The following is a 21,696-nucleotide window of genomic DNA, read 5'->3' as shown; positions in this document are numbered from 1 at the left end:
AAACCGATCCCGACGATGCGGGATCGGGCCTTAGGGCACGGTCCCCACACCGATGCCGACCGATCCGCCGAAACGGACGCAACTGTCCGAACCCGGCATACGCACGAAGCCCGCGCCGAATTCAGAACAGGACGTCGTGGTGCGCGGACGCGCCAGCGGCTTATGTTTCGCGGTGTGATCCGGCTTCGCCGCATGCGGGCGTTGACGCTGCGTTTTTGTGTCCATCTGCTGCGCTTGGGCGGCGGATACCAACGCGGCGGAGACCGTCGCAATCGCGATCAATCGGAGGAGATACGCGAGAGCTTGAGGCATCGTCGTCAATCCGGTTGGTTGATGAAGCAGACAGGCGCGGCAACAGAGCTTAACGCGGCTGCTCGCTGACGCGCTGCACGAGAATCCGCGTGTTGTTGCGCCCGCCGGCAAAGACCTCGTGGCGGGTGGTATTGATGAACAGTAGGCGATCGCCGTCGGAGATGCGGGCCTGCATCGCGTAGGTGCGGCGCGGCTCGATCTTCGTGATGTCGAAGCGCAGCCGGTAGGGGATCGGACTGCCGGTGGCGCCGGTGATGCGATCTTCCGCGATCATCTGTGCCGGCGCGTCGGCAAGGGAGATATCGACAAGTTGCACGAGCACGGTCGCATTCGGCGGCAGCGCCATCCGTTCGCGATAATTCACGGTTCCCATCAGCATCGTGTCCCGCGCCGCCGCGCTTGCGGCGGGCAGCAGCAGCGATGTGGTGAGAAGTCCAATGATACCACGTCGTGAAATCATGATGGTCTCCGGTTTTGTTTCATGAATCGGAGAGTAGGGGATCGTCTGACATTTGTCAGGCCTCGGCGCGGGAACCCGAGATGCACTGCGGAGGTAGCCAGTTAACTTTACGGAATCGCCGCGCCCCAGCTTCGCGCGGTCTTTACGATCCAGTCGTTATACAATGTGAGCGGGGTCACGCCGGTGAGGCCGCCGCAGCCCGCGGAATTGTTCGCGCCCGTCGACCAGCTCACCACGCCGACAATGACGCTGCGGCCATCCTGATCTTCAAACGCGGGTGCGCCGGAGTCGCCGGTGCAGGCGCCCATGCCCGCAGCTTTGTTCTGGGTTTGCGGATCCACCAGGCGCACCTGCAAGGTCCCGGGCTGGCCGGTCACAGCGAGCGGCGCGGCGCGGGCCGTGCCGACGCCGGAGTCGCTTCCTGCGACCGTTGATCCGATGCCGACGACGGTGAAGCGCGACACGGGCGTAAAGGGAATGCGCGGCACGCCGAGAAGCGCGGCCGATTTGCCGGGCATCGGCGCGGACAAGCGCAGCAGCGCGACATCCGCCGTCGCCCGATGGGCCGCGATGGATTGCGCGTTGTAGCGGGGATGCACTGCGACCTGCTGCGGCGCGATCAGCTGCGGCGGCTTCGTCGAGTAGTCGATCACACGATTGGCCGTGCCCGGCGCGATGCAATGCGCGGCGGTCAGAATAATGTTCGGCGCGATCATTGTGCCGGTGCAGACGCCGCCACCCGCGGCAACGACCGTGACGATGGATTGCGCAACGCCGCTGCTCGGCGCAGAGCGGCTGCCGGTAATGGCATGCGACGGCTGCACGAATGCAAATGAAATGATGAGAGCGGCGCAGAGGCGGGGAAACGGGATCATCCACAAGGTTGAGCCTTGGCCCGCGTGCTTTGTCAACCGACGTCATGGCGAAGCAACTGTACGTGATCGTTATTCATGGTCGTCCCGGCGAAGGCCGGGATCCATACTCCCTGTCATTGCGGTTGATAACGAGAATTTGCGATCCGTTGCCACTGAGAGTCCAGAGGTTATGGGTCCCGGCCTGCGCCGGGACGACGCAGATAACGTGATCTCAGCTCACACGAAAGTCTCACCAATGCCCGCATACCTCGTTACCGCGCCGGCGGCAGAGCCGCTGTCGCTCACCGATGCGAAGAATTTCCTGCGTGTGGAACACGGCGACGACGACGCCATCATCACGTCGCTGGTGTCCGCCGCGCGCAACCATGTCGAAGCGCTCACGCGCTGCGCTCTGATCACGCAAACCTGGCGGCTGGTGCTGGATCGATGGCCCGACGGCGGGCGCATCGCGCCGCGGATCGGACCGCTGCGTACGCTTACCGCCGTTCGCGTGTTCGATCCGGCGGGTGAGGCCAGCGTGATCGATCCCGACATCTTCGTGGTCGATGTCGCAGCGGGGGTTCTCGCCGCGCCGGCATGGTCGCTGCCGGTGCCGGGACGCAGCGTCGCAGGTATCGAGCTCGATATCGAAGTCGGCTTCGGAGCAGCGAGCGATGTGCCGCAGACGTTGCGGCAGGCGATCCGCATGCTGGTGGCCCACTGGTATGAGAACCGTGGTCTCATCGCCATCGGCTCAAGCGTCGCGATGATGCCGGCCAGCGTCAACGCCATGATCTCGTCGCACCGGGTGCTGTCGCTATGATCGATCCCGGACAACTCAAGACACGGCTGGTGATCCAGCACCCCATCGAGACACCCGACGGTCAGGGCGGCGTGGTTCGCACCTGGACGACATTCGCCACGGTGTGGGCGCAGGTGACGCCGCTTGCCGCGCGGCGGGACGTGCAGGCCGATGCCGACGGCGCGACGCAGGATTATCGCATTGTCCTGCGCAGCAATCTCTCGCTCACGCTGCAGCATCGCTTCAGCGACGGTGCGCGGATCTATCGGATCGTTGCGATTCGGGAGCGCGACGACCGCCGCTTTATCGAGATCGATGCGGACGTCCGCATCTCCTAACCACGGAACCCTGACATGACCATTGCCAACGTGGCGCTGCGCGCCGCGATCCATGACGCATTGCTGGCGGACGGCGCGCTCACCACGGCACTCGGCGGCGACAGGGTTTACGACGAGCCGCCGCGCGACGCCGAGTTTCCCTATGTGACGCTCGGGGAAGCGCGGCTGATCGATGCGTCATCCGACGGCGGGCAGACGCAGGAGCATCAACTCACGCTGCACGCCTGGTCGCGCAAAGGCGGCCATCGCGAGGCGCATGTCATTGCCGGCGCATTGCTGCAGGCGCTGGACGATGCGCCGCTGTCGCCCGACGGGCACCGGCTGGTCAATCTGAGATTTTCAATCGCCGACATTCGCCGCGAGTCCGACGGACGCACCTATCACGCGCTGGTGCGGTTTCGCGCGGTTACTGAACCCTTGAGCTAAGGAGAGACCAATGGCCGCCCAGAAAGGCAAGGACCTGCTGCTGAAGATGAGTGACGGCGCAAGCTTCGTCACCGTCGCCGGAATGCGCAGCCGCCGTATCGCGTTCAACGCGGAAACCGTGGACGTCACCCACGCGGAATCCACCGAGCGCTGGCGCGAGCTGCTCGCGGGCGCGGGAGTCAAGCGCGCGTCGGTCTCGGGCAGGGGACTGTTCAAGGACTCGGCGTCGGATGCGATGGTGCGTCAGGCATTCTTCGACGGCGTGCTGAAATCATGCCAGGTCGTGGTGCCGGACTTCGGCACCATTGAAGGCCTGTTCCAGATTTCGAGCCTCGAGTTTTCCGGCGAACATAACGGCGAGGTGACGTTCGACCTCTCGCTGGAATCTGCCGGCGCGCTCACGTTCACGGCTGCCTGATCATGCCCAACACCTATCGCGGGGAAATCTCGGCAGACCTCGGCGGCAGACGGCGCACGCTGGTGCTGACCCTCGGCGCGCTGGCCGAACTGGAATCCGCATTCGGCGCGAGCGACCTGATGGCGCTGGCGGAGCGGTTCGGCACCGGACGGCTGTCGGCGCGCGATCTGGTGCGGATTATCGCGGCGGGATTGCGCGGCGCGGGTGAGACGATTTCAGATGACGAGGTTGCGGCCATGACCGTCGATGGCGGCGCAGCGGGCTACGTGCGCGTTGCCGCGGACCTGATCGCCGCGACGTTCGACGGCGCAATCGGCGAGGCGCCATGAAACCGTTCCCGTGGGCCGAAGCGATCGGCTTCGGTATCGGCGTGCTGCGGCTGCCACCAGAGCATTTCTGGCGGATGACGCCGCGTGAACTGGCGTATGCGGTGGCGGCGGTACGGGGGCCGTCCCGCGAGCCGATGAACCGCACGTCGCTGGAGCACCTGATGCAAAGATTTCCTGACAAACCGCGTGGAGCATGAGCATGGCTTTCGAGGCCTCGAACGAGGAGTCGTCGCAGACGCTCGACAGTGTCGGCCTGCGAACGCGCGAACTGACCATAGGCGCGAACGCGTTTTCGCGCGCGATGACAGGCGCATTCCGTGCGTCGGTCGTCGGCGGCAGGCAGTTCGACGACGTGCTGAAATCGCTGACGCTGCGGTTGTCGGATATGGCGGTGCGGCTTGCATTCAAGCCGCTCGAGAAGGGCATCTCGGGCGGGATCGAGAGTTTGTTGTCCGGACTCGCCGGCGTCGGAGGTGGAAATGGTCCTTCGCTTACGGCAGCGTCCGGTGCTGTGAAACCGTTCGCGAGCGGCGGCGTGATCGGCACGCCGACTTATTTTCCGCTGATGCAGGGCGGCGTCGGACTCGCGGGCGAGGCGGGACCGGAAGCGATCATGCCGCTGGCGCGCGGGCCGGACGGCAAGCTTGGCGTGGCCGGGCGCGGCGGCGGCAGCGTCACGATTCACATCGCGACGCCGGACCTCGACAGTTTCCGCCGCTCGGAAAATTACATCACCGGCCAGATCGCGCGCGCGGTTTCGCGCGGGCAGCGGAGTTTGTAGGTATCGCCGTCATCCTGAGGCGCGAGCTCTTGCGAGCCTCGAAGGATGAACGGCTGCGCCTCCTTCGAGGCTCCATGCTTCGCATGTCGCACCTCAGGATGACGCAGCAACACGGCCTCTAGTTCACGCGATCGCGCAATCCCTTGACGCCCTTGTGCTCGGCGCAGTGGTCGCAGCAATAGAACGTGCCCTTGTTCTCCATGCCGTGGCCGACGATGCGCGTACCGCAGTTGGCGCAGGTCGGCGCCAGGGCGTGGATGGCGCATTCGAAGCTGTCATAGGTGTGGGTCTTGCCGCCCAACGTCACCTGAAATGCCTTGTCGTAGTCGTTTCCGCAGGTTTCGCACTGGGCCATGGCCTGATCTCCGTTCGGTTACGTGAGCATCCGATCAGTCAATCACCGCCGGGCGTATCGGTTCCCGGTCGCCCTCAACAAACACCGGGATGAACCATGCCCGCCAGTTTTCACGAAATTCTGTTTCCGCTCGACATCGCGCTGAAAAGCGCGGGCGGGCCGGAGCGGCGCACTGACATTGTTACGTTCGGCTCGGGTCGCGAGGAACGCAACGCGCGCTGGGCGCATTCGCGCCGCCGGTTCGATGCCGGTTATGGTGTCAAAACGCTTGATGCCTTGCAGGAAGTGGTGGCGTTCTTCGAGGAGCGGCGGGGGCAGCTCTATGGCTTCCGCTGGCGCGACCGGCTGGATCATTCCTCCGCGCCGCCTGCGTCGGACATCTCGCCGCTCGATCAGGCGCTGGGTGCGGGAGACGGTGCGCGCGCGGCGTTCCAATTGATCAAGACCTACGGCAGTACCTATGCGCCTTACACGCGCAGCATCGCGAAGCCCGTGCCGGGCAGCGTGCGCGTTGCGGTCGCGGGCAGCGAAGTCGCGTCCGGTACGGTGTTCACATGCGATCATACGACCGGCGTTGTGACGTTTCTCGGCGGGCATATTCCCGCGAGCGGAGCGGCGGTGACGGCAGGCTATCTGTTCGACGTGCCGGTGCGGTTCGATACCGATTATCTCGAGGTCGATCTGTCGGCCTTCGCGGCGGGAGCGATCCCGAAAATCCCGCTGGTGGAGATCCGGCCGTGATCATTCTGGAAATCAGACGATGACTTTAACCTCCCCTTGAGGGCGAGGGTCGGCAAGCAGCGAGCGAAGCGAGATGCGAGCCGGGGTGGGGTGACCCATCTGTGTAAGACCTCACCCCACCCCGACGCTCGTTGCACTCGCGTCGACCCTCCCCCTCAAGGGGAGGGTGGAAGGAAGATAACATGCGAGACATTCCTTCCGCCTTGCAGGCGAAGCTCGATTCCGGCGTGACGACATTATGTCACTGCTGGAAGCTGACGCGGGGTGATGGCGTCGTGCAAGGCTTCACCGATCATGACGACGATCTCGTCATTGCGGGCGTGACCTATCGCGCCGGCACCAGCTTCACTTCGTCCGAGGCCACCAGCCGCTTCGACCTGTCGGTCGACGGCGCGGAGATTGCGGGCGCGTTGTCGGATGAGGCATTGCTCGAAAGCGATCTCGCAGCCGGCCGCTATGATGCGGCGGCTGTCGAGAGCTGGCTGGTGGACTGGAGCGACGTGTCGCTGCGTGTGCTGACGGCCCGTTCCACACTGGGGGAAGTCAAGCGCGAGGGGCAGGCGTTCAGCGCGGAATTGCGCGGATTGGCCGATCAACTGTCGCAGCAGAGCGGACGTTTGTTCACGGCGCGATGCGGCGCGGATCTTGGCGATGCGCAGTGCAAGTTCAACCTTGTCGCTGCGGGGTTGCAGGTCGAGGGCAGTGTGACGTCGACCGAGTCCACGTCCACCATTGTCGCGGCGGGGCTCGATGGCTTTTCCGAGGGCATTTTCACGGGCGGCAAGCTGACCTGGACATCCGGCGCCAACGACGGTCTGTCCGTCGAGATCAAGGAGCATCGCACGGCGTCCGGACACGCGCGGCTGTCGCTGTGGCAGGCGATGCCGGAGCCTGTCGCGAGCGGCGATGCGTTTGTGGTGACGGCGGGATGCGACAAGCGGTTTGCGACCTGCCGTGAGCGGTTCAACAACATCGTCAATTTTCGCGGCTTTCCGCACATTCCGGGCAATGACTTTGTTATCGCGTCTCCGGACGCGGGCGCTGGCAATGATGGCGGGTCATTCGTGGGTGGATCAGGATCATGACCATTCTCACCCGCGCCGCCATCGTCGCCGAGGCGCGCGACTGGATCGGCACGCGTTATCGTCATCAGGGCTCGCTGAAAGGCGTCGGCTGCGATTGCCTCGGCCTCGTGCGCGGGGTCTGGCGCAATTGCGTCGGCTCCGAGCCCGAGACGCCGCCGCCTTACGCGCCGGACTGGGCCGAAGCATCCGGAGCGGAGACGCTGGTGGAAGCCGCCATGCGGCATCTCGTGCCGGTCGCACGCGACAACATCGGCGGCGGCGACGTGCTGCTGTTTCGCTGGCGCGACGGATACGTGGCCAAGCATGCGGCGATTGCGACCGGTGAAGGCACCATGATTCACGCGCACGATGGGGCTGCGGTGAGCGAGGTCGCGTTGTCGCCATGGTGGCGGCGGCGCCTCGCCTATGTGTTTCGGTTTCCCGGAGTGACGGACTAACCACCGTCATTGCGAGGAGCGTAGCGACGAAGCAATCCAGTCCCTTGCTTGTAGCTCTGGATTGCTTCGCTTCGCTCGCAATGACGAGTTCAGAATTTTCAACTTCTTGGATCATTCTCATGGCCGCACTTGTTCTTTCAGTTGCCGGCGGCGCCGCGGGCGGGGTGTTCGGCCCGGCAGGCGCGATCGCGGGCCGCATCGCCGGTGCGCTCGTCGGCAACATGATCGACCGTTCGTTGTTCGCGGAAGACCGCAGCGTGCAGGGGCCGCGCCTCGCCGATCTCGATGTCATGGCCTCGACCGAAGGCGCGCCGATTCCGCGCGTCTATGGCCGCGCACGGCTGTCGGGCCAGGTGATCTGGGCGACGCGCCTTGAGGAAGCCGTTTCCACCCGCACCGAGGGCGGTAGCGACGGAGGCAAAGGCGGCATTGGCGGGGGCGGAGGCGGCACGGTCACCACGACGACTTACTCTTATTATGCGAACTTCGCGGTCGGGTTGTGCGAAGGCGAGATCGGCCACGTCGGCCGGATCTGGGCCGACGGCAAGCCGCTCGATATTTCCGGCCTCAACGTGCGCGTCCATCGCGGAGGCGAGGATCAGGCGGCGGACGATCTGATCGTCGCGAAGGAAGGCGCGGGCAATGCACCGGCCTATCGCGGTCTCGCTTACGTCGTGTTCGAGCGGCTGCCGCTGGCGGACTTCGGCAACCGCATTCCGCAGCTGTCGTTCGAGATCGTGCGGCCGATCGGCAAGCTCGAACAGATGACGCGCGCGGTGACGCTGATCCCGGGCGCGACCGAGTTCGGTTACGAGACATCCGCCGTGGTGCGCGTGCTCGGCCCCGGACAATCCGCACCGGAAAACCGTCACGTCACCAGTGCGGCCGCAAATGTCATCGCCTCGCTCGACGACCTGCAGGCGACCTGTCCCAATCTCGAGCGCGTCGCTATCGTCGTCGCGTGGTTCGGCAACGACCTTCGTGCAGGAACCTGCACCGTGCGTCCGTGCGTCGATAACGCCATCAAAGTGACGTCCGGCGGAACGTGGTCGGTCGCCGGGTTGAGCCGTGCGAGTGCGGCGGTGGTCTCGACGGTGGAGGGGCGTCCGGCCTACGGCGGCACGCCATCCGACGACAGCTTGCGCCATCTGATCGCGGAACTGAAAGCACGCGGCCTGAAGATCACGTTCTATCCGTTCCTGATGATGGACATTCCGGCGGGCAACACGCTGACCGACCCGTGGACCGGCGCTTCTTCGCAGCCGGTCTATCCCTGGCGCGGACGCATCACATGCAGCCCCGCGCCGGGCGTGGTCGGATCGCCGGACGGCACCGGCACGGCGGCGACGCAGATCGCGGGTTTCTTTTCCGGCGGCGGTGTCAGCGGCTGGAACTATCGCCGCATGATCCTGCATTACGCCAACCTCGCGGAGTCGTGTGGCGGCGTCGATGCATTCCTGATCGGCTCGGAACTGAAAGCGCTGACACGCGTTCGTTCAGCATCAGGCGTGTATCCGGCTGTGAATGCGCTGGCGACATTGGCCTCGGATGTAAAGGCTGTCGTCGGCGCAGGCACAGTTGTGACCTATGGCGCGGACTGGACCGAATATGGTTCGCATGTCGTTGGCAGCGAGGTGCGCTTTCCGCTCGATCCGCTGTGGGCCTCGTCGGCCATCGATGCAATCGGTATCGATTACTACGCGCCACTCTCGGACTGGCGCGACGATGCGGGGCACCTCGACGCATCGCTGGCAACCTCGATCCATGACCGCGACTATCTCGCAGCCAACCTCAACGGCGGCGAAGCTTATGATTGGTATTACGCCGACGATGTCGCGCGCGCCGCGCAGACACGGGCGCCGATCACTGACGGCCTCGGCAAGCCGTGGATCTATCGGCCTAAGGATCTCTGGAGTTGGTGGGCCAATCCGCACATCGAGCGCGTCGGTGGCGTCGAGCTTGGCAGCGCAACGGCGTGGACTCCGCGCAGCAAGCCGATCTGGCTCACTGAAGTGGGGTGCCCCGCCGTAGACAAGGGCGCCAACCAGCCGAGCGCGTTTCCGGACGCGCGGTCGATCGAAGGCACGATTCCCTATTTCTCGAACGGCCAGCGCGACGATCTGATCCAGCGCCGCTATATCGAGGCGATTATCAGTGCCTTCGATCCTGCGTTCGGTGCGGACACGCTCAATCCCGTATCGCCGGTCTATGGCGGCCGCATGATCGATGTGTCCGGGCTGCACCTGTGGACCTGGGACGCGCGGCCTTATCCGGTGTTTCCGGCGGCGGTGGACGTCTGGAGCGACGGACCGAACTGGCAAACCGGGCATTGGCTGACCGGACGGCTGGGCGCGGCGCCGCTCGATGCACTGGTCGGTACGATCCTCAACGATGCGGACGTGGCCGATGCGCGCACGGACAATCTGCGCGAAAGCTGCGACGGCTATGTGGTGGATCGTCCAATGTCGCCGCGTGCGATGATCGATCCGCTGGCGATGGCCTATGCGTTCGATGCGACGGTGGCGGGCGGAGAACTGACGTTCATTCAGCGCGGCGCTGCGCCGGTCGCTGAAATCGCGGAAGACGAATTGGTCGATCCGCAGAAAGGCGCACTGGCGCGGCTGACGCGCGGACAGGAGACCGAACTGCCGCGCGAGGTGTCGTTTGGTTTCACGGACGGTGCTGGAGACTATCGCCGCTCGGCGGTGACGTCGCGGCGGCTGGTTGGTGGATCGAACCGCACGCTGCATTCTGATTTCGCGATCATCACCGACGATGCCGCCGCAACGCGTCGCGCCGATATCTGGCTGCAGGATCTGTGGGCGGGGCGCGAGAGCATCGCGGCCTCGCTCGGCATGAAGGCGCTGCCGCTGACGCCGGGCGATGTGATCGGCGTGACCATCAATGCGCGGCGGCGGCTGTTCGAGATTTCCGAACTGGTGGATACCACATCGCGGCAGATCAAGGCGCGCAGCATCGATCCGGAGGTGTTCTCGGTGCCGCTGTTTGCGCCGCGTGTGAAGCCGCCCGCGATTCCGCCCGCTTTAGGTCCGGTGCAGGCGCTGGTGCTCGATTTGCCAAGCATCGATTCATCCGAGCCGCCGGCGCTGACGCGGCTGGCGATCTTCGCCGATCCCTGGCCGGGTTCGGTAACGGTGTGGCGCTCGACCGACGGTTTGAGCTTTGAGAAGGCGGCGACAGCGTTCGTGCCATCGGTCATGGGCGAAACGCTCGATTCGCTTCCGGCTGGCCCGACAAGCTGCTGGGATCGGGGCGGCGAGATGCGTGTCAGGCTTTATGGCGGCGCGCTGGCTTCAGTGGGCGACGCGCGGGTGCTCGAAGGCGCGAACGCGGCAGCGGTGCTGAATGCATCGGGCGCATGGGAAATCCTGCAATTCGCCAACGCCGAACTGGTGGGCGACAAGACCTACAAGCTGTCGCGGCTGTTGCGCGGGCAGGTGGGCAGTGAATACGCCATCGCCGATCCGTTGCCCGCTGGCTCGCCGCTCGTGCTGCTCGACGATCATGTGGTGACGATCGCGCGCGGACTTGGCGCGCTCGACCGCGCCATCGATCTGCGTATCGTCGCCACCGGCCGCAGCCATGACGATCCCTCGGCGCTGGCCATGACGGTGACGCCGCAGCCGACCGCGCTGATGCCGCTGTCGCCGGTGCATGTCCAAGCGTCGCGTGAAGGCGGCGGCATCCGTGTGTCGTGGATACGGCGCACCCGTCGCGACGGCGACAACTGGGGCGTCGAAGTGCCGCTCGGCGAAGACGCCGAGGCCTACACGCTCGATATCCTGTCCGGTGCTTCTGTGGTGCGGAGCCTATCGTGTTCTGCGCCATCGACGCTTTACGCCACCGCCGACGAACTCGCAGATTTCGGTGCGCCGCTGACGACGCTGCACGGCCGGGTGTCGCAGATGTCGAGCACGGTCGGGCGGGGTCATCCATCCGAATTCACCCTCACACTCTGAGCAATCATGACAGACACAGTCCATCTCGGGATGCCTTTCATCGAAGGCAGCCAGGCGCAGAAGCATGTCACGCACAACGAGGCGCTGCGGATTCTCGACGCCGTGGTGCAGATCGGGGTGCTCGATGCCGATCAAACCGCGCCACCGCTCACGCCCGCGAACGGCGATCGTCATATCGTGGCGAGCGGCGCGACCGGAGCGTGGGCCGGACATGCGGACACGGTGGCCGTCTATGAAGACAGCGCGTGGCGCTTTCTCACCCCGAAACTTGGCTGGTGTGCGTGGTGCGATGCCGACGGCACGTTGCTGGTTTACGACGGCGCGGCGTGGACAGACGTCACGGGCGGTGTCGGCACCATGTCAGGCAGCGTCGCGCAACTCGGCATCAACGACACCGCGAGCGACCCGAATCTGCTGACGGTGCGATCGAACGCGGCGCTGTTCAGCGCCATCGATGTCGCCGACAGCGGCACCGGCGACATGCGGCTACAAATCTCCAAGGAGGCCGGCGCGAATACGGCGTCGGTGGTGTTCTCCGACGCATTCTCGGGCCGCGCGGAATTCGGCCTGATCGGGTCGGACGCGTTCAAGCTCAAGGTCTCGAACGACGGATCGGTGTTTGTCGAGGCGCTGCTGATCGACCAGATCTCAGGCAACGCGGCGTTGCCGCGCGGTCTTGCGCTCACCAGCGTGATCTCGCCGTCGCAGATCACATCGAACCAGAACGACTACAGCCCCACCGGACTGGTTTCGGCCGCCGTTCTCAACCTGTCGTCCGATGCCTCGCGCAGCGTGTCGGGTTTAGCGGGCGGGGCGGAGGGGCGGGTCATCGCGCTCGTCAACACCGGCAGCCAGATTATCTTGCTGCTGAATGAGAGCGCATCGTCGGCGGCTGCCAATCGTTTCACGCTCGGGAACGACCTCGCCATCGGCGCGAAGCAGGCGGCGATCCTGCGCTACGATGGCACGGCGGCGCGCTGGTATGCGGTCGCGCGGTCCGGCGGTCGCGAGGTGCTCACCGCGAACCGTACCTATTATGTGCGCACTGACGGCAGCAACAGCAACGACGGATTATCGAATGCGTCCGGCGGCGCATTTCTGACGATACAGAAGGCCATCGACATTGTCGCCGCACTCGATCTGTCAGTTTACAATGTGACGATCCAGGTTGGCTCCGGCACGTACACCAGCGGTGCTGCGGTCAATGGCGCATGGATCGGCGCCGGCACGGTCACGCTGCGGGGGGATACGACAACGCCTGCGAACTGCATCATCTCCACAACAGGCGCAGCCTGCATCTCTTGCAGTTCCAACGGACGTCTCAACGTTGAGGGATTTGAATTCAGGACAACGACATCGGGGTCAGCGCTCGACGCATCGACAGGCGGATTCATAACCGTCAGCGGCAATGTGAGTTTTGGAGCCTGCGCAGCCAACCATCTGCGTGCGACCCAATATGGCTCTATCCTGATTAACGCTGTGAACTACACCATCAACGGCTCCGCCGTTCGGCATCATTCCGCATCCCCGGCTGGATACATCAATCTGGTCAATTTGACCGTGACTCTCACCGGCACTCCGGCTTTCTCCAGTGTGTTCGCTTTCGCGGACAGGCTTGGCTTCATCACAAATACAAACGTCATATATTCAGGTTCCGCCACAGGAGCGCGTTACGCAGCAAACAGCAACGCGGTCATCAACACCAACGGCGGCGGAGCGAATTTCTTTCCGGGCAGCGTTGCGGGATCGGCGGCGACCGGTGGGCAGTATCTATAGCTTAGCGTTCAGGTGATCCCGTAGCCGGTTCGTATAGTGCCGGACAAATGCGGTCTCCGCTTGCTCCGGGATCGAACAATTCCAGCTTCGATCGAGTTCATGAGCGCTTTGCGCGAAAGGGGTTTTCTGGAGTTGCCAGATGATGTGCCCGTTCTCGCCTTCTGCTGTCACAAAATCGTCTGGAGGTACGGTTTCCAGACGCGTGGAGAGACAGGCATTCAGAAGTTGAACTGCGATGCTGTCCTTTCCGCCGCGCAGTATCATGACACCGGAGTTTGGGCGTCCGGAGATCCCGCGGACGAAGAAAATATCATGACGGGGATGATCGGAGAGAACACGGGTGAAGGGCGGGCACGTCCTGGATATTTCGGCATCCGCATCGATCAGTAAAACGTCGTTTCCGCGTGTGAGCTGGTCAATTGCCAGTTCGAGCTTCGTCCATTTTGGATGAAGCTTTGATCTGGTCGGGTCAATGACCCGGTGGTCGTACTGGTTTCTGGAGCAATAGGTTTTCTGGCTGTCGATACAGAAGCGCCATTGGCGCGCATAGTCAGGGGTTGCAACGGACAGGACGACAGGCTTCTCGTCTGATCGGACAATGGACCCCATCGACCAGAACATTTTCCGGTACGATGCCTTGTCGCTGGACGGAACGATCATCGAAGCGGTATCGCGCGCCTTCAGCAGCTCGTCTGCGAATTTCATCTCGATATCGCGGTCGTAGTCATCGACAAAAACATGCGTTCGATCTGACGCAAGTTTCGAGGCCCAGTATATCGAGATGGCGCGTCCCGGATCGTCAGGTGCATATCCCAACGGGCCATCGACAAGGATGACGTCCCATTCGCGGTTGGACAGATGTGGCGGTGGAGGAAAACGAGAAAGATCGCCGGCGCCCATCGTCGCCGAACCCTGGACCGTCGTGCCGTGGTCGGGGAACAGGGCGATGGAAATATCTGGAATCTTCTCCTTGATCGCAGCGATCCAGTTTTGGTCGCCTTCGAGAAAATGCGTTTCACCGTCGGGATTCAGCGCAAGCCACAGCGGAGTATCATTGCCGACTCCGAATACGAGCATCCTGCATCCCGGCGACCGCGATCGAATCGCTCCTCCGATGGCCTGGCACTGATACTGAGAGACCTGGATTTGATCGTTATAGTTTGCAGCGAAGGCGTCACGAAATTGAAGGGGTTGAGATTCCGACGCGAGCAACCACAGCACTTGCGATCCGACTTGTTTCATATCTTTGATGCGCAGCCGGGCCCTAGTGAACTCCGCTTCCATCTCGGCGATGGAATAAGCGTTGACCCAGACATTGGCCGGGCTGGCATGGTCGGCTGACAAATCTGTCGGATTATAGGTAACCAATACCAGCGGGTATGATGAGGCTAGTTCCTTCAGCAGCTTCGGAACGTCGTGAATGTGCTCAAGGACGCCAAGCAGCGACACTGCATCCGTTCCGAGCGTGGGCGCATTCTCTCGGTTTAAGTCAACGACAAGGGTCCGAGCATCCCTGCTCACACAATCAACCGGCTTATAGATCGCGTCCGGAAGGTGACTCTCTAGCGCCATCGCGCCGCAGCCGATGTCTGTAACGGATTTAACGCTAGCCAGCATCTCGGCGGCTAACTGCGCGCGGTAATCCCAGCTCTGGGAGGCGGAAGTCGGAATTTCTAGCTCGGTGAGGGTTTCGGTTGCCGCACGGGCCTTGAGTGCTCGCTCGGCCTCGGGTCGCTCGTTGAAAGGTTTTGCTCCAGCGTTTTTGACGCCAAGTCCGGTCAGGACTTTGCTCACGAGATTCATCGGCGGCCCCAAAGAGTTTCCTGAACATAGACCAGCCCAGCTATAGCGGGAAGCTTCCATCCGGCCCCCGAACCTATCGAGCCAAGCCTCATGCGCTGGCCGGTCCGTCGCTGGAATTGAGAGGCGCGCAATGTTGTCGAGGCGCAGCGAGCAATGATAATCAAAGGTCGCGGACAAACTAACTCACGAGCCGTCGCCAAATTGAGCGCAGCTTAGCGAACGAGGAGGATTCTCCTTCGTTGGCGATTTTTTGATAGATTTTGTTTTCGACGATCTCGACGTAGCGAGGGCAAGTTTTAACAAGTAGATCGACGACCCGCTTCACTTGGCGGTCCTTGATCTGTTCGTCGGTGTAGAATTCGGAAGTCTTCGGAAAAAGGTGCGGTGCAAGTGTAGGAGATATTGCTAGGCTCCAATTGTAGTCGTCAAAATCGACATAGCCGCCCACTGCCAGAAGTCGATCAACCAAGAAAAAGGTCAATGCATCGATGTTCCAAATGTGGGCACCATCCAGAAAACAGTAATCGAACCGCGGGCCGGATTGTTTTTCTAATAGTTGGGAAAGGGGCCAGTTGTAACTGTCCAGAAGCTTTGAGCTCGATCCAAATCGATAAAAATTCGAGAAACCATTGGACTGAAGAAGCTCGCCTACGTAGTCCACATTGTACTGGTAATCAAAGAGATAGATCTCGCCATCACCTTTTAGATGCTTCGCGATTTCTAATGTTGTTGCTCCAAGATTCACGCCAAATTCGGCAAATCTCTTGCAGCCTGAGCGCGCGAAAGTTTCGATGGTTTTCTGATTCAATCCAGTCACAAGCTCTGATGGATAGTTTGAGTTCGCTATTGCTCGCCGTGCGAAAACTTCGTTCAAGCTGCTTGTAGATTGTGGCATCTGGGTTCCTCTGACTGCGGCGTCAATTACGCCGCCCAGCGCGTGATCACCTTAGCACGCGTCGCGCAAGCGGCAATCTCACCGGATCGCAATAGCCCCAACATTGAAGCAAACCACGCCCTCGCGGATCGCGAACCTATGGAGCCAAGCCGATGCGCTGGCCTGCCATCGGAATCCTTCTGACGCTTGTGGCCGTGTTCGGCTGGTTCATCTGCCTCTGAACTCTCGCTAGCGCCTGGCATCATCGCCATGATGCGAGGCCTAGCGGCGCGCAACCGGGAGACCCAGCCGCGCTCCGCTAAATGCGCTGGCTCCAGTTTACGAGAACGCTGACCTGACCCACCTCAGCGGCGCGGTTATTCTCCAGGAAATGGTATTCCGGATCGTGGTGAGTTCGTGCCGCGCCCTGGCAAGTTCAAGCTCAGCCGGGGGGACGTGCCAATGCGAAGGGCGCTCGCCAAAGACGACCAGTTGTGAACCAAAGAACTCAACCGGCTCCTTGCTGATGGCGTCCTTAAAGGCGCGCTTGAGTTCATCCGCATACCGTCTGGCGAAGTCATCTGACGTCGTTAGATAGAGTTTGTTGGGAGAAATGGCGAAAGGCACCAGGCCGCCTGAGGCTATGAAGTACCTCGCGGTACCTTCGATTACTCCGAGCCAGTGCGAATTGAGGATATCGTCGAGCACAACGATTGAGCCGGGGATCGCGCAAGTCTGTGCCAGAGCGAGATCGTTTTGCGTGATCTCGGATGTGTGCCCCCCGTCGACCGAGAACATCCTGAACTTGCGCTTCGCGAAGTCCGAGTTTGTCAGATCGAGGCTCGACTCCTGAACGATATCGACAGCCGAGTGAGGCGCGAACTTCCGGAGATGGCCCTCGAATATCTCGCGGTCACCGTAGCCGGATTGGTCAACGTTCTTGTGCTGATCGCTGAAGATATCGACGGCGACGGCGCGTTCGTTGCCGGATGTCACATTTGCAAGAATGAGAAACAGTTTCCCGTGATGAATTCCGATCTCGCACGTGTCGCCGGTGATGCCGATGCTTGTCTGGAATCGCGCCAGGTGCGCGATAAATTCAGCGGACGTGAGCGAAAGCCAGCCGACAACCTCTTTGATTCCGCCTCCAAGGTAGTGGTCGAGTGAGTTCTGGCCTGTCAATTCCACGCGAATATCCTCTCGTCGCCCGCCTGTGAGCCCTGGATGAAGGCCTACCTTTAGAACGGGCCATCTACGTGAGCAAGACGGCCGAACCACGATAACCCCTGCGAATATCGCACCAACGGCCCGCCCTTGCGGGCCGTTTTCACATGGAGAACCGGTATGAACCTCACGTCGTTGCGTGATCGTCTTTCCGCGTCTGCGGCATGGCTCGCGACGCAGGTCGCGGCACGGCCCAAGGTCGCGCTGATGGTGTGGATCGCGTCGCTCGCGCTCGTCGCGTGGGTCTTCTGAGATGGCGGCTGCGTCCTATGAAATGGCGCTGACGCGATTGCTGAAGGACGAGGGCGGCTACACCGATCATCCGTCCGATCCCGGCGGGCCGACCAATTTCGGCATCACGCTCAATGATGCGCGGCGTTACTGGAAGGGCAACGCCACGGCCGACGATGTTCGCGCATTGCCGCAAAGCGTCGCGCGCAGGATTTATCGCGAGCGCTACTGGAATGCGATGCGCTGCGATGAGCTTCCGGCCGGCGTCGATTACGCGGTGTTCGACTACGGCGTGAATTCGGGCGTCGGCCGCACCGGGAAAGTGCTGCGCCGGGTGCTGAAGCTGTCCGACAGCACCAGCGTCGTCAGCGATGAGGTGATCGCAGCGGCGCGAGAACGCGCGGCGGACGGTCTTGTGATTGCGATCTGCGCGGAGCGGATCGCGTTTCTCAAATCCCTGAAAACATTTCCGGTGTTCGGGCGCGGCTGGACCGCGCGGGTCAACGGCGTGCGCGCCGCGGCATTGGCGATGGCGCAGAGCCGTCCGCTTGCGCCGATTGCGAGAGCATCCGCTGAAGCGTCGCCGGGCAAAGCCGTGGTGCCTGTGAAAATTCCGGCGGGGCCGGCGTCCGCAGGTGCGGTGATCGCGGCGGGCGCGGTAAGCGCCGTCGCGACCTCGCGGCTTGAGATCGCGGCGCTGGTCGTTGCCGCGGCGGCGATTACGGCGCTCGCGATCTTTTTCATCTGGCGCTGGCGGCATCGCACGCATCAGGAAGCGGCGCTCACGGTTTCACCTCTCCCCGGTGAGGAGAGGTCGCGAACGTAGTGAGCGGGTGAGGGGAGCGAATTTTCATTCTGACATCTCGAGCCCCTCACCCCAACCCTCTCCCCAGCGGGGAGAGGGAGCGCATCGTGCCCGCCGATGACGTTTTTGCTTGGGCTCGCTGTTCAACTCTCATTCGGATTTTGGTGGAAGGGACATCCAATGAATTGGGGTGACATTGCGAAGCAGGTGATAGGGCTCGGCGCGCCTATTCTCGGGACGGCGCTCGGCGGTCCGCTGGGTGGTGCAGCCGGTCGTATTCTCGCGGAGGTGGTCGGCGCGTCCGACGCGACGCCCGAAGCGGTCGGCAAGGCGCTGACGACGAGCAGTGCGGACCAGATTGCGCAGGCAGAGAATGTCTGGGCCGAAGCCGTCCGCGCCGAAGCCGAGGCCGTGCGCGGTTCGGTCGCCGAAACGCAGGCGACAATCCGCGCGGAACTCGCCAGCGAGGATGCGCTGCAGCGCTGGTGGCGTCCGCTTTACGCGCTGGAATTGACTCTTGAGTGCGCAGCTCTCTGGGTCGTTCTGGTGCACGAATTCTGGACCGGTGACATGACGGCGATCAACGCGCTGATCGGCGCGACCGGCCTCCTGGTCAGCTATTGGGGCTTCCGATTCGGCGTGTTAGGCGTCTACATGAGCGGCCGGACCCGCGAAAAGGTCTGCGCAGCTACAGGTCAAAGTACGCCCGGCGTGCTCGACAAGCTGGTCAAGGCGGTGGTGACGAAGAAGTGAGTATGGAGAAAAAGTAATCTCCGGCACGACTTTGTTCATGAGGCATTCACCGCCGTACCGTTCATGTTAGCCTATCGCAGGCTTACCATCCGGAGACGACGTTGCGCCTTCTCGTTGTTGAAGACGATCCCGATCTCAACCGCCAGCTGACGACGGCTTTGTCGGATGCGGGCTATGTCGTTGACCGTGCATTCGACGGCGAGGAGGGGCATTTCCTCGGCGACAGCGAGCCTTACGACGCGGTGGTGCTCGACATCGGCCTGCCGAAGATGGACGGCATTTCGGTGCTGGAGGCCTGGCGGCGCAACAAGCGCACCATGCCGGTGCTGATCCTGACCGCGCGCGACCGCTGGAGCGACAAGGTGCAGGGCTTCGATGCCGGTGCCGACGACTACGTGGCCAAGCCTTTCCATCTCGAGGAAGTGCTGGCTCGGATTCGCGCGTTGCTGCGGCGAAGCGCCGGGCATGCCCAGTCCGAACTGACCTGCGGGCCGGTGATGCTGGATACCCGCACCAACCGCGTCAGCGTCAACGGCAATCCCATCAAGATGACGTCGCACGAATACCGGCTGCTGGCCTATCTGATGCACCATTCCGGCCGCGTGGTCTCACGCACAGAACTGGTCGAGCACCTGTACGACCAGGACTTCGACCGCGATAGCAACACCATCGAGGTGTTCGTCGGGCGCATCCGCAAGAAGCTCGACGTCGACATCATCCAGACCGTGCGCGGCCTCGGCTATCTGCTGACGCCGCCGCCCGTGACCAATGCGAGCTAAAGCTTGATCTGTTCAGGCTGGAGTGAAATCCTGCCACGCCGTCATTGCGAGCGGAGCGAAGCAATCCAGTCCCGGAGCCCGAAAAGCTGGATTGCGTCGTCGCGAGCGCTCCTCGCAATGACGCGCGGTTGGACGCGCTTCAAGCACGGGGAGAATTCTTGAACGGTCGCACGAAATCTCTCGCGACACGCCTGTTCCTGTCCGCGACGGCCTGGGTGGTCCTGATCCTCGTCATCACCGGCGTCGTGCTGTCGACGGTCTACAAGCGCTCGACAGAGCGCGCCTTCGACCGCCGGCTTAACTTCTATCTCCGCACGCTGATCGCCGAAGCGGCGCAGCCTGACGATCCGAACGACAAGAGCGACAAGTCCGAAAGATCCGTGCAGTCGCTCGGCGAACCGCTGTTCGAACTGCCGCTGTCCGGCTGGTACTGGCGCATGGCGCGCACCGACGGCGACAAGCCTGAGGTGCGCGCGTCACGCTCGCTCTGGGATGCCTCGTTGCCGAAGCTCGAAGATCAAGGCGTCGAACTCGATCAGTCCGGCGTGCGGCTGGGCTACGTGACAGGTCCGGAAAACCAGAATCTGCGCATGGTGGAGCGGCCGGTCGATCTCGGCACCGAGGGAAAATATCTCGCGAGCGTGGCAGGCGACGCCACCGAGATTTCCGAGGAAACCTGGGCCTTCAACACGTATCTGGCTGGGACGTTCGCAGCGCTGACTGTCGGCCTGCTGCTGACCACGATCTTTCAGGTGCGTTTCGGCCTCGCGCCGCTCAAGCGGATTTCCAGTTCGCTCGCCGCCATCCGCTCGGGGCAGGCGGAGCGGCTGGAGGGCGAGTTTCCGGAGGAGATCGCGCCGCTGGCGCGCGAGACCAATGCACTGCTCGATGCGAACAGGGCCATTGTGGAGCGGTCGCGCACCCATGTCGGCAATCTGGCGCACGCGATCAAGACGCCGCTCTCTGTCATCGTCAATGAGGCGGGGATCAACCGCGGCGATCCGTTCGCTGCCAAGGTTCTGGAACAGACCAACATCATGCGCGATCAGGTCGCGCATCATCTGGAGCGCGCGCGCATCGCTGCGCGTGTCACCACCATCGGCACTGTCACCGAGGTCGCGCCGGTGATCGAGGCGCTGGCGCGGACGATGGAGAAAATCCATCGCGACCGGGATATCCTCATCGACAGCGAAATCCATGCCGGCGCGAAGTTTCGCGGCGAGCGGCAGGATTTCGAGGAGATGGCCGGCAACCTCGTCGACAACGCCTGCAAGTGGGCCGGTCAGCAAGTGCGCGTCGAGGTGATGGTGGAGCGCTCGGCCGCGAATGCGCCCGATCCTGTCCTGCGCATCATTGTCGATGACGACGGCCCGGGACTGTCACCCACCGAGCGAACCCAGGTGGCCCGCCGCGGCCAGCGGCTGGACGAGACCAAGCCGGGCTCGGGCCTCGGCCTGTCGATCGTCACCGATCTGGCCCAGCTTTACGGCGGCAGCCTTACGCTCGGCGCCGCCCCGATCGGCGGTTTGCGGGCGGAACTCGTGTTGCCAGGGGTGTAAAACCGCCGCTCTGTCGCCCCATTCGTCCGTTCCAACGGCGCCCGCCGGACGATCTTCGTCCGCCACGAATTTGGGGACGACCGCATGCTCTATCCAAAGACAGCTATTTTGCTCGCGGCCACGCTTGCGCTCGGCGGCTGCGCCGCGGACGGCGGTCCGAAGGAAAATTCCGGCACGGTGCTTGGTGCGGTCAGCGGTGCGCTGATCGGCTCGGCCATTGGCGGTGGCACCGGCGAGCGCGTCGGGGCGGCAATGGCGGGTGCGGCGATTGGCGGTCTGATCGGTAACCGGATCGGCGCGTCGATGGACGATCAGGATCGCCAGTACGCCTACGAGGCCGAGATGAATGCCCTCGACCGGGGTGCGCCCGGCGTCCCCATGGATTGGCGAAATCCGGAGTCCGGTCGCTACGGCAACATCGTGCCGGGACCGGCCTATACGAAGCGCGGGACGCGCTGCCGGGCCTTCACCCATACCGTCTATATCAACGGCCAACCGACCGCCGAGCGCGGAACGGCGTGCCGCAACCCCGACGGCACCTGGACGGCGGTGGGCTAGGGCCCGAAGCCGTCTC

Annotated in this window: 25 protein-coding genes; 18 read left to right on the top strand and 7 right to left on the bottom strand. The window is 63.0% G+C overall.

The features are described 5' to 3' along the window. Positions 1-30: 30 nt before the first annotated feature. The 3 genes from HNQ36_RS02490 to HNQ36_RS02480 all read right to left on the bottom strand — a co-directional run bounded on the left by HNQ36_RS02490 (position 31) and on the right by HNQ36_RS02480 (position 1,647). Positions 31-312 (bottom strand): hypothetical protein, encoded by a 282-nt coding sequence (locus tag HNQ36_RS02490; RefSeq protein ID WP_184082361.1) that lies wholly within the window; start codon positions 310-312, stop codon positions 31-33. 49 nt (positions 313-361) lie between these two features. Further along, positions 362-772, bottom strand: a complete 411-nt coding sequence (locus tag HNQ36_RS02485; protein ID WP_184082360.1) for a YbaY family lipoprotein — start codon at positions 770-772, stop codon at positions 362-364. A gap of 107 nt (positions 773-879) precedes the next feature. Next, complete coding sequence (locus tag HNQ36_RS02480) at positions 880-1,647, bottom strand: S1 family peptidase (RefSeq protein ID WP_184082359.1); 768 nt, start codon at positions 1,645-1,647, stop codon at positions 880-882. 235 nt (positions 1,648-1,882) lie between these two features. On the opposite strand from HNQ36_RS02480, the gene HNQ36_RS02475 reads away from it, so the two are divergent. The 7 genes from HNQ36_RS02475 to HNQ36_RS02445 are packed head-to-tail and all read left to right on the top strand — an operon-like array spanning position 1,883 to position 4,720. After that, positions 1,883-2,449, top strand: a complete 567-nt coding sequence (locus HNQ36_RS02475; RefSeq protein WP_184082358.1) for a head-tail connector protein — start codon at positions 1,883-1,885, stop codon at positions 2,447-2,449. Further along, on the top strand, positions 2,446-2,766 hold the full coding sequence (locus tag HNQ36_RS02470) for a phage head closure protein (protein WP_184082357.1): 321 nt from the start codon (positions 2,446-2,448) through the stop codon (positions 2,764-2,766). Before HNQ36_RS02475 ends, HNQ36_RS02470 begins: the two co-directional genes overlap by 4 nt. Positions 2,767-2,781: 15 nt before the next feature. Further along, on the top strand, positions 2,782-3,192 hold the full coding sequence (locus HNQ36_RS02465; protein WP_184082356.1) for a DUF3168 domain-containing protein: 411 nt from the start codon (positions 2,782-2,784) through the stop codon (positions 3,190-3,192). A 10-nt stretch (positions 3,193-3,202) separates the two neighbouring features. After that, positions 3,203-3,610, top strand: coding sequence for a phage major tail protein, TP901-1 family (locus HNQ36_RS02460; RefSeq protein WP_184082355.1), 408 nt, complete (start codon positions 3,203-3,205; stop codon positions 3,608-3,610). A gap of 2 nt (positions 3,611-3,612) precedes the next feature. Then, a complete protein-coding gene (locus HNQ36_RS02455) occupies positions 3,613-3,939 on the top strand; it encodes a gene transfer agent family protein (protein ID WP_184082354.1) in 327 nt (108 codons plus the stop codon). After that, a complete protein-coding gene (locus HNQ36_RS02450; protein WP_184082353.1) occupies positions 3,936-4,136 on the top strand; it encodes a rcc01693 family protein in 201 nt (66 codons plus the stop codon). The genes HNQ36_RS02455 and HNQ36_RS02450 overlap by 4 nt, the downstream gene beginning before the upstream one ends. Continuing rightward, positions 4,133-4,720: a phage tail tape measure protein gene (locus HNQ36_RS02445; protein WP_430641338.1), complete on the top strand. Its 588-nt coding sequence runs from the start codon at positions 4,133-4,135 to the stop codon at positions 4,718-4,720. Before HNQ36_RS02450 ends, HNQ36_RS02445 begins: the two co-directional genes overlap by 4 nt. A gap of 118 nt (positions 4,721-4,838) precedes the next feature. Here HNQ36_RS02445 and HNQ36_RS02440 read toward each other — a convergent pair whose 3' ends face one another. Beyond that, on the bottom strand, positions 4,839-5,075 hold the full coding sequence (locus HNQ36_RS02440) for a hypothetical protein (protein WP_046830185.1): 237 nt from the start codon (positions 5,073-5,075) through the stop codon (positions 4,839-4,841). Positions 5,076-5,171: 96 nt separating this feature from the next. On the opposite strand from HNQ36_RS02440, the gene HNQ36_RS02435 reads away from it, so the two are divergent. The 5 genes from HNQ36_RS02435 to HNQ36_RS02415 all read left to right on the top strand — a co-directional run bounded on the left by HNQ36_RS02435 (position 5,172) and on the right by HNQ36_RS02415 (position 13,094). Continuing rightward, the gene (locus HNQ36_RS02435) at positions 5,172-5,816 is read left to right on the top strand and encodes a DUF2460 domain-containing protein (protein ID WP_184082351.1); all 645 of its coding nucleotides are present in this window, start codon (positions 5,172-5,174) and stop codon (positions 5,814-5,816) included. 182 nt (positions 5,817-5,998) lie between these two features. Continuing rightward, positions 5,999-6,901 carry a DUF2163 domain-containing protein gene (locus HNQ36_RS02430; protein WP_184082350.1) on the top strand — a complete coding sequence of 301 codons (903 nt, stop codon included), beginning with the start codon at positions 5,999-6,001 and terminating at the stop codon, positions 6,899-6,901. Further along, the gene (locus tag HNQ36_RS02425; protein WP_184082767.1) at positions 6,895-7,338 is read left to right on the top strand and encodes an NlpC/P60 family protein; all 444 of its coding nucleotides are present in this window, start codon (positions 6,895-6,897) and stop codon (positions 7,336-7,338) included. Before HNQ36_RS02430 ends, HNQ36_RS02425 begins: the two co-directional genes overlap by 7 nt. A 119-nt stretch (positions 7,339-7,457) precedes the next feature. Beyond that, positions 7,458-11,318, top strand: coding sequence for a baseplate multidomain protein megatron (locus HNQ36_RS02420; protein ID WP_184082349.1), 3,861 nt, complete (start codon positions 7,458-7,460; stop codon positions 11,316-11,318). A gap of 6 nt (positions 11,319-11,324) precedes the next feature. After that, positions 11,325-13,094 (top strand): DUF2793 domain-containing protein, encoded by a 1,770-nt coding sequence (locus tag HNQ36_RS02415; RefSeq protein WP_184082348.1) that lies wholly within the window; start codon positions 11,325-11,327, stop codon positions 13,092-13,094. On the opposite strand, the gene HNQ36_RS02410 is transcribed toward HNQ36_RS02415, so the two are convergent. The 3 genes from HNQ36_RS02410 to HNQ36_RS02400 form a co-directional block, all read right to left on the bottom strand. After that, positions 13,089-14,897, bottom strand: coding sequence for a hypothetical protein (locus HNQ36_RS02410; protein ID WP_184082347.1), 1,809 nt, complete (start codon positions 14,895-14,897; stop codon positions 13,089-13,091). The two genes, HNQ36_RS02415 and HNQ36_RS02410, sit on opposite strands and share 6 nt — an antisense overlap. Before the next feature lie 178 nt (positions 14,898-15,075). Beyond that, complete coding sequence (locus HNQ36_RS02405) at positions 15,076-15,792, bottom strand: class I SAM-dependent methyltransferase (protein WP_184082346.1); 717 nt, start codon at positions 15,790-15,792, stop codon at positions 15,076-15,078. 318 nt (positions 15,793-16,110) lie between these two features. Beyond that, on the bottom strand, positions 16,111-17,049 hold the full coding sequence (locus HNQ36_RS02400) for a class I SAM-dependent methyltransferase (RefSeq protein ID WP_210311890.1): 939 nt from the start codon (positions 17,047-17,049) through the stop codon (positions 16,111-16,113). 66 nt (positions 17,050-17,115) lie between these two features. On the opposite strand from HNQ36_RS02400, the gene HNQ36_RS26395 reads away from it, so the two are divergent. The 6 genes from HNQ36_RS26395 (at position 17,116) to HNQ36_RS02375 (ending at position 21,680) form a co-directional block, all read left to right on the top strand. Continuing rightward, entirely contained in the window at positions 17,116-17,247 is a 132-nt protein-coding gene (locus tag HNQ36_RS26395; RefSeq protein WP_283813982.1) for a hypothetical protein, read from the top strand. Between the two features lies 1 nt (position 17,248). Further along, complete coding sequence (locus HNQ36_RS02395) at positions 17,249-18,052, top strand: glycoside hydrolase family 108 protein (protein WP_184082344.1); 804 nt, start codon at positions 17,249-17,251, stop codon at positions 18,050-18,052. Positions 18,053-18,211: 159 nt separating this feature from the next. Further along, complete coding sequence (locus HNQ36_RS02390) at positions 18,212-18,784, top strand: 3TM-type holin (protein WP_184082343.1); 573 nt, start codon at positions 18,212-18,214, stop codon at positions 18,782-18,784. 101 nt (positions 18,785-18,885) lie between these two features. Then, positions 18,886-19,563, top strand: coding sequence for a response regulator transcription factor (locus tag HNQ36_RS02385; RefSeq protein WP_046830177.1), 678 nt, complete (start codon positions 18,886-18,888; stop codon positions 19,561-19,563). Positions 19,564-19,721: 158 nt separating this feature from the next. Continuing rightward, positions 19,722-21,122 carry a sensor histidine kinase gene (locus tag HNQ36_RS02380; RefSeq protein WP_184082342.1) on the top strand — a complete coding sequence of 467 codons (1,401 nt, stop codon included), beginning with the start codon at positions 19,722-19,724 and terminating at the stop codon, positions 21,120-21,122. An 84-nt stretch (positions 21,123-21,206) separates the two neighbouring features. Further along, a complete protein-coding gene (locus tag HNQ36_RS02375) occupies positions 21,207-21,680 on the top strand; it encodes an RT0821/Lpp0805 family surface protein (protein WP_184082341.1) in 474 nt (157 codons plus the stop codon). Positions 21,681-21,696: the final 16 nt, after the last annotated feature.

The sequence above is a fragment of the Afipia massiliensis genome, from assembly GCF_014203115.1.
GTDB classification, from domain to species: Bacteria; Pseudomonadota; Alphaproteobacteria; order Rhizobiales; family Xanthobacteraceae; genus Afipia; species Afipia massiliensis.
Note: the sequence above shows the minus strand (reverse complement) of the source record. Positions and strands in the feature narration are given on the sequence as shown.